The organism is Ginsengibacter sp. (genome assembly GCF_057362405.1).
The window spans coordinates 1-6,290 of record NZ_JBMQQG010000244.1; the positions used below are offsets into that span (position 1 = coordinate 1).

Sequence of the window (6,290 nt, forward strand, 5' to 3'; positions counted from 1 at the left end):
AACTCCGCGGACCGTGCCTTACAATTGCAAGGAAGCCCGCATTATGCTGATCATGGAAATTTTATTTTATCCGGATTATTCGCGTCTTCTTTTCAAAATCTATCATCTTCTTCTTTAATTAGCATTGAGCGAACCTGCTGGTGGCTGCACATCACGGGCATTTTTGCATTTCTTAATTATTTGCCTTACAGCAAACATTTTCACATCTTACTGGCTTTTCCAAATGCTTACTATAAACCACTGGAGCCAAAAGGCAAAATGGAGAATATGGAAAGCGTGGAAAAGGAAGTTCAATATATGTTTAAACCCGAACTGGCGCCTGCTAACGCTGAGGCACAATCGCCGAATTTCGGTGCTAAAGACATTTTCGATTTAAGCTGGAAAAATTTATTAGATGCATACACCTGCACCGAATGCGGAAGATGCACTGCTGCCTGCCCGGCTAACATTACCGGAAAATTATTGAATCCCCGTAAAATAATGATGGATACCCGCGACAGAATGGAGGCAGTAAGAAAGAACATTAAAGCAAACGGTTCTTTTAAAGATGATTCCAAAACGCTCTTACATAATTATATCACCACCGAAGAATTGAGAGCCTGCACAACTTGCAACGCATGCGTAGAAGAATGCCCCGTTAGTATTAGCCCACTCGACATTATTTTTGAACTCCGCCGTTCTTTGGTTATGGAAGAAAGTAATGCTCCTGCCGAATGGAATACGATGTTTGGCAACATTGAAAACAATTTTGCTCCGTGGAAATTTAGCCCCGATGACAGGGATAAGTGGACGGAAGAAGTTTAAAAGCGGCTCTCATTTAACTTATACCGAAAGTTAATTATAGAAGGTTTATTGAAAGCAATTCTTGCCTGAAATAGCCTGTGGAAGTTCTAATAGTTAGCATTATTATGCATGTAACATTTAAAACTGTATATTAGAGTACCATTAAATATCCAGCTCGTTCAAAGCCAAATATTTAACAATTGCTGTAAGGTTCTTAAGAATTAAAAGACGCCTCCTATGCTTCGCAAATTTTTTAGAATTTGTTTTGATGGAATTTTAACTCTAAGCTGTATTTTATATCCAGTAGCAAGTAATGCCCAGATTGATATGAAATTTATGGGAGATGATGGTATTCCTCATAACCTGGAATTTCATAACGCAGATGGCTCGATAATACCCATAGGCAATAGCAGTGATATTGCCGGCTCGCCCCTATTTAAGGATCAATGGGGATTAGGAATTGTACAGTTTAAAAATGGAATCAAATTTACAGATTCAACAGTGGGCTTTTCACTCTATAACGGCAGATTGTTTTTTAAAAAAGATAATAAAGCTTACTCTATTGATTATCCTGTCAACGCTTTTGTGCTGAAGTATCCGGAAGATCCGAATGAAAATAAAATTTATAGTTTTAAAAATGGCTTTCCGGCTATAAATGGAAACGACAGTCTCACATTTTATGAAATATTATACGGCGGAGAATCTTTAAAGCTTTTAAAGTGTTTACAGAAGAAGGTTCAGGAAACATACACTTATGGAGTTGGTGGTCGTAAGCAGTATTCACTTAAAGAGGAAGTTTTTATTTTTCTATGTAAAGAAAATAAAATGATTGACCTGGGAATAAATCCAAATGAAAAAATTTTGACGAAAAATCTTAGACGATTTTCCGATGAAATTAAATCGTACTTATCCATCCGAAAGCTAAATTTAAAAAACGATGAAGATTTAATTAAACTTATTTCTTATTTAGATTGGGAAGCGTCTAACAAGTCCTACACATTCAGGCTTTAAATGCTCCTTTTCCCATCAAAGTTCTCAAACTCTTTCGCAACCGCATTTAGAAAGGTAGAGCCCAGCGAACCATCAATAATGCGATGATCATAACTCAGTGATATGTACATCATGTGGCGGATGGCAATGCTATCTCCCTGTTCCGTTTCAATAACCACTGGACGTTTTTTAATTGCCCCAACAGCCATAATAGCTACCTGCGGCTGATTAATAATTGGTGTGCCCATTATACTTCCGAAGGTTCCCACGTTAGTTATGGTGAAGGTTCCACCGGCAGTATCATCTGGCTTTAATTTGCCGGTACGGGCTGCATTAGCCAATCCATTTACCTGTTTGGTAAGGCCGGTTAAATTTAACTGGTCAGCATTTTTTATTACAGGCACAATTAAATTACCGTTAGGAAGTGCTGTTGCCATGCCTATGTTAATGTCTTTCTTTACAATGATTCTATCCACATCAACACTGCTATTTAGCAAGGGATATCTTTTAATACATTTAATGAGCGCTTCGATAAATAACGGAGTGAAAGTTATTTTTTCACCTTCTCTTTTTTCAAACTCGCCTTTCACTTTTTCGCGCCATAAAACGAGGTTCGTAACGTCACACTCTGCGAAGCTGGTAACATGGGCGCTGGTATGCTTGCTGTCAACCATGTGTTTCGCAATCATCTTTCGCATGCGATCCATTTCAATAATTTCCACGTTACCGGTAAAAGTAACCGGTGTGGCATATTCCTGTTTTTGCGGCGGAGTCGGAACTTCATGAACAGTAGTATCAACGGGCTTTTCAGCGTATTTTTGCTGTGGCTGATGTTTCCTGCTTTCCAGGTAAGTCATAATATCTTTCTTGCTTACTCTTCCGTCCTGCCCTGTTCCGTCAATATGTTCCAGCTCGCTCATCGAGATGCCTTCGCTTGATGCAATGTTTAATACTAACGGTGAGTAAAAACGAATACCATTTGTACCGGGTGAAGTAGAAACTTTTTCTGTTGGTTGATAGGGTATTTCCTCAACAAGATTTGCTTCTTCGTAATGATCTGTCCTTTTAGAAGGAGCATCGTTTACAGGTGCTGTTAGTGTATTAGTCGCGTTAGTCTCTGTGTTTATTCGTGCTATAACTTTACCAATGGGTACCAGGTCATTTTCTTTAAACAATACTTCTGCAATAATTCCATCGACCGTTGAAGGCACTTCGCTATCAACTTTATCGGTAGCAATTTCGAGAATCGCTTCATCCTGCTCGACCCTATCTCCGGGTTGCTTGAGCCATTTCAAAATGGTGGCCTCCATGATGCTTTCCCCTAACTTGGGCATTACTAAATCTACCAGGCTCATATATGTATTATTAAATGATTAATTGTCGACGGTCAAAATTAAGTAAAAACGATAAGTTAAATACCTCACAGGTTTTTAAAACCCGTGAGGTATTAATTAGCCAGTATAAATCTTCTTAAAAAATTCAAGGCCATCATTCCGGTTACTTCTATATTTCGCTCCCTGCTAAAACGCAGGTTAATTTTTTGTGTTTGATGATTTTCTTTATTTCCAACGGCCATCCAAACGGTGCCTACCGGCTTATCATCGGTGCCGCCATCGGGGCCCATAATTCCTGAAACTGCAATACCATAATCGGTATTTAATTTTTTCAATAATCCTTTCAACATTTCCTGAACTGTTTGTTCACTTACTGCTCCGAAAGTGTTTAACGTATTTTCATGCACACCCAGCAAAGTTTCTTTTACATTGTATGAATAACTAACGATACTGCCTTCGTAATATAAAGACGACCCAGGTACCGAAGTCAAAAGGTGTGCAATATACCCACCGGTGCAGCTTTCTGCGGTAGAAACTGTTTTCTTTTTTTCTTTCAATATTTTTCCAATTACTACCTGCATCGGTTCGTCCTCATCAGTTACGAGATAGTCTTTTGCAAGAATTTTCACCTCATTAAAATAGTAATCAATCTTTTTTTCTACCGAAATTTTATCAAAACCTGATGAAGACAAACGAAGCCTTACCATGCCGTAGGTGGGCAGGTAAGCTAATTTAATTTCAGGTGGCAATGCATCTTCAAAATCCTTAATGATTTCTGCAAGGGCCGATTCTCCAATGCCTGCAGTAAGCATAGTTCGGTGAACAATTACAGGTAATTGAAATTTTTCTTTTAACAATGGAATTACAGCATCCTCCATAATTCCCTTCATCTCGTAAGGAACTCCCGGCATACTTATATAAGTTGCATTTCCTTTGCTAAAAACCATTCCCGGAGCAGAACCTCTTTTATTTTGAATTACGTCACATACATCGGGAACTTCAGCCTGCATAAGATTTACAGCAGATATGGGCCGCTTAAATACCTTTTCAAACAAGTATTTCACATTTTCAAGCGCCTTTTCATTCACAATCATTTTTCCCCCGAAATAATCGCAAAGAACTGTCTTGGTAATATCATCAGAAGTCGGGCCAAGGCCACCTGTCAAAAGAATGATGTCGGCATTCATACTCTCTTCATCCAATATTTGAACAATTGCGTCTCTACTATCTCCAACGGCTACACGCCGTATTACAGCCACGCCAATTTTATTAAGTTGTTGAGCGATCCAGGCGCTGTTGGTGTCCACCACCTGGCCTATCAGTAATTCATCGCCAATAGTTACGATGCTTGCATTCACATTTTTCATCGGGCAAAATTAGGTCAGCAAATTAAGATTATCATTTTACATTAGTTTTGAATAAAAAAATTAGTTTGAAAAAATTGTTGCTTTTATTCGTTTCCTGTTGTTCCATACATGCCTATGCACAAAATATTAAAACCGTTTTCAATAATGCTTATAAAAAGTTTGCCGCAGAGAAAGTTTTTAGCCATGCTACTATCGGGTTGTTGGTTGTAGATAATTCAAGCGGCCAAACCATTACACGTGTTAATACCGAAACCGGGCTGGCTCCTGCCAGTTGCCAGAAAGTGATAACTGCATCAACAGCCTTTGAATTGCTGGGAAATACTTATACTTATGCTACCAGCCTGGGTTATACGGGCAACATTGTGAATGGCGTGTTGAACGGAGATATAATCATTAAAGGAAGTGGTGACCCGACATTGGGAAGCTGGAGATACCCCGAAACAACTGAAGTAAATATTTTAGCTGAATTTAAAAATGCATTGTTACGTGAAGGCATAAACGAAATTAAAGGGCATGTTTATACAGATGAAGGTGCCTGGACAGGCGAGGTGACACCCGGCGGATGGATATGGGAAGATATCGGCAACTATTATGGTGCGGGTGCACGAGCGCTCAACTGGCGGGAAAACCAATATGACCTTTTTCTAAAATCCGGCAAGAATGTAGGTGACACAATAACGTTGGTAAATACCAAGCCTTCCTTTGTTGCAGGACTTAATCTTAATGTGTTGGCCACCGCTGCAGGCAAAGGTACAGGCGACAATTCGTATATTTTTATACCACAAGGCAATACTTATAGCAACGTGAGAGGAACCATTCCCGTGAACGAAAATAATTTTGTTATCTCCGGCTCTATGCCGGAGCCCGCAAAGCAACTGGCGATATCGCTGGAAGCGTCTCTTAAAAACTTACCGGTCGAATCTATTGACAAAGCTTATCCTGGTGCAAAACCGAATGATGACCCGGTGCATACATTTTACACGCATTATTCGCCAGACCTTGATAGTATTGTTTACTGGTTTTTGAAAAAAAGCATTAACCTGTATGGAGAATCTCTAACAAAAACACTTGGCTACCGATTCACAAATGTCGGTGCAACGGACAGTGGTGTAAGTGTTATAAAAAAAAATTGGAGTAAAAAAGGAATTGAACCTTCTGCAATGAATATTATCGATGGAAGCGGTCTCTCCCCTGCCAATCGTGTAACTGCTTCAACGTTGTTGAGCGTAATGCAATACGCAAGAAAGCAAACGTGGTTTCCTTCGTTCTATAATGCCTTGCCCGAAATAAACGGCATCAAAATGAAAAGCGGATCCATTGGAGGAGTTGTATCTTACACCGGGTTCATAAAAGATAAAAAGGGAGTTGAGTACGCTTTTGCATTTATAATAAATAATTTTGATGGCGATGCTAATGTTGTAAGAAAAAAAATATGGGCTTTGCTTGACCTGCTGAAATAATGCAATCAATTTCTAAAAACTTAAATAAATAGTATGAAAGCACAGAGTTATAAACACCATTCGCGCTATGTCCCCTTATATCATTTTGTTGTTTCAACGATATTGATTTTATGCCTGGCCGGCGCAGCATGGAACCTGGTCAAGACATATCAACAACATTCAGGAAGATTAGTAGCAGGCATTATATTTGGGTTAAGTTATAGTTGCATCATAACGTTATGGTATGCACGCAAGTTTGCACTGGTTGCTCAGGACCGGGCGATACGTGCCGAAGAAAATCTGCGGCATTTCGTACTAACGGGCAAACTATTGGATAAGCGTTTACGAAAATCACAGGTAATTGCATTGCGCTTTGC

At 39.3% G+C, this 6,290-nt stretch carries 6 protein-coding genes; 4 read left to right on the forward strand and 2 right to left on the reverse strand.

Features of this window, described 5'->3' with window-relative positions; translation table 11 throughout:
• Positions 1-804, forward strand: an 804-nt coding sequence (locus ACO1O5_RS20985) for a 4Fe-4S dicluster domain-containing protein (protein ID WP_486273770.1), incomplete at its 5' end; no start/stop codon positions are given.
• Between the two features lie 216 nt (positions 805-1,020).
• Positions 1,021-1,794, forward strand: a complete 774-nt coding sequence (locus tag ACO1O5_RS20990) for a hypothetical protein (RefSeq protein WP_486273771.1) — start codon at positions 1,021-1,023, stop codon at positions 1,792-1,794.
• On the opposite strand, the gene ACO1O5_RS20995 is transcribed toward ACO1O5_RS20990, so the two are convergent.
• Both ACO1O5_RS20995 and ACO1O5_RS21000 read right to left on the reverse strand, forming a co-directional pair.
• Positions 1,791-3,128 (reverse strand): dihydrolipoamide acetyltransferase family protein, encoded by a 1,338-nt coding sequence (locus ACO1O5_RS20995; RefSeq protein WP_486273773.1) that lies wholly within the window; start codon positions 3,126-3,128, stop codon positions 1,791-1,793. The two genes, ACO1O5_RS20990 and ACO1O5_RS20995, sit on opposite strands and share 4 nt — an antisense overlap.
• Before the next feature lie 92 nt (positions 3,129-3,220).
• Positions 3,221-4,474, reverse strand: a complete 1,254-nt coding sequence (locus ACO1O5_RS21000) for a CinA family nicotinamide mononucleotide deamidase-related protein (RefSeq protein WP_486273775.1) — start codon at positions 4,472-4,474, stop codon at positions 3,221-3,223.
• A gap of 65 nt (positions 4,475-4,539) precedes the next feature.
• Here ACO1O5_RS21000 and dacB point away from each other — a divergent pair, with 65 nt between their 5' ends.
• Together dacB and ACO1O5_RS21010 are read left to right on the forward strand one after the other, a co-directional pair.
• Positions 4,540-5,934 (forward strand): D-alanyl-D-alanine carboxypeptidase/D-alanyl-D-alanine endopeptidase, encoded by a 1,395-nt coding sequence (dacB, locus tag ACO1O5_RS21005; protein WP_486273777.1) that lies wholly within the window; start codon positions 4,540-4,542, stop codon positions 5,932-5,934.
• Positions 5,935-5,967: 33 nt separating this feature from the next.
• On the forward strand, positions 5,968-6,290 hold a 323-nt coding region (locus tag ACO1O5_RS21010; protein ID WP_486273778.1), incomplete at its 3' end, for a DUF6526 family protein.

Bases quoted from the DNA above. Each gene is read 5' to 3' on its own strand.
- ACO1O5_RS21000 (WP_486273775.1), bottom strand. From the start codon at position 4,474: ATGAAAAATGTGAATGCAAGCATCGTAACTATTGGCGATGAATTACTG.
- ACO1O5_RS20990 (WP_486273771.1), top strand. From the start codon at position 1,021: ATGCTTCGCAAATTTTTTAGAATTTGTTTTGATGGAATTTTAACTCTA.
- ACO1O5_RS20995 (WP_486273773.1), bottom strand. From the start codon at position 3,128: ATGAGCCTGGTAGATTTAGTAATGCCCAAGTTAGGGGAAAGCATCATG.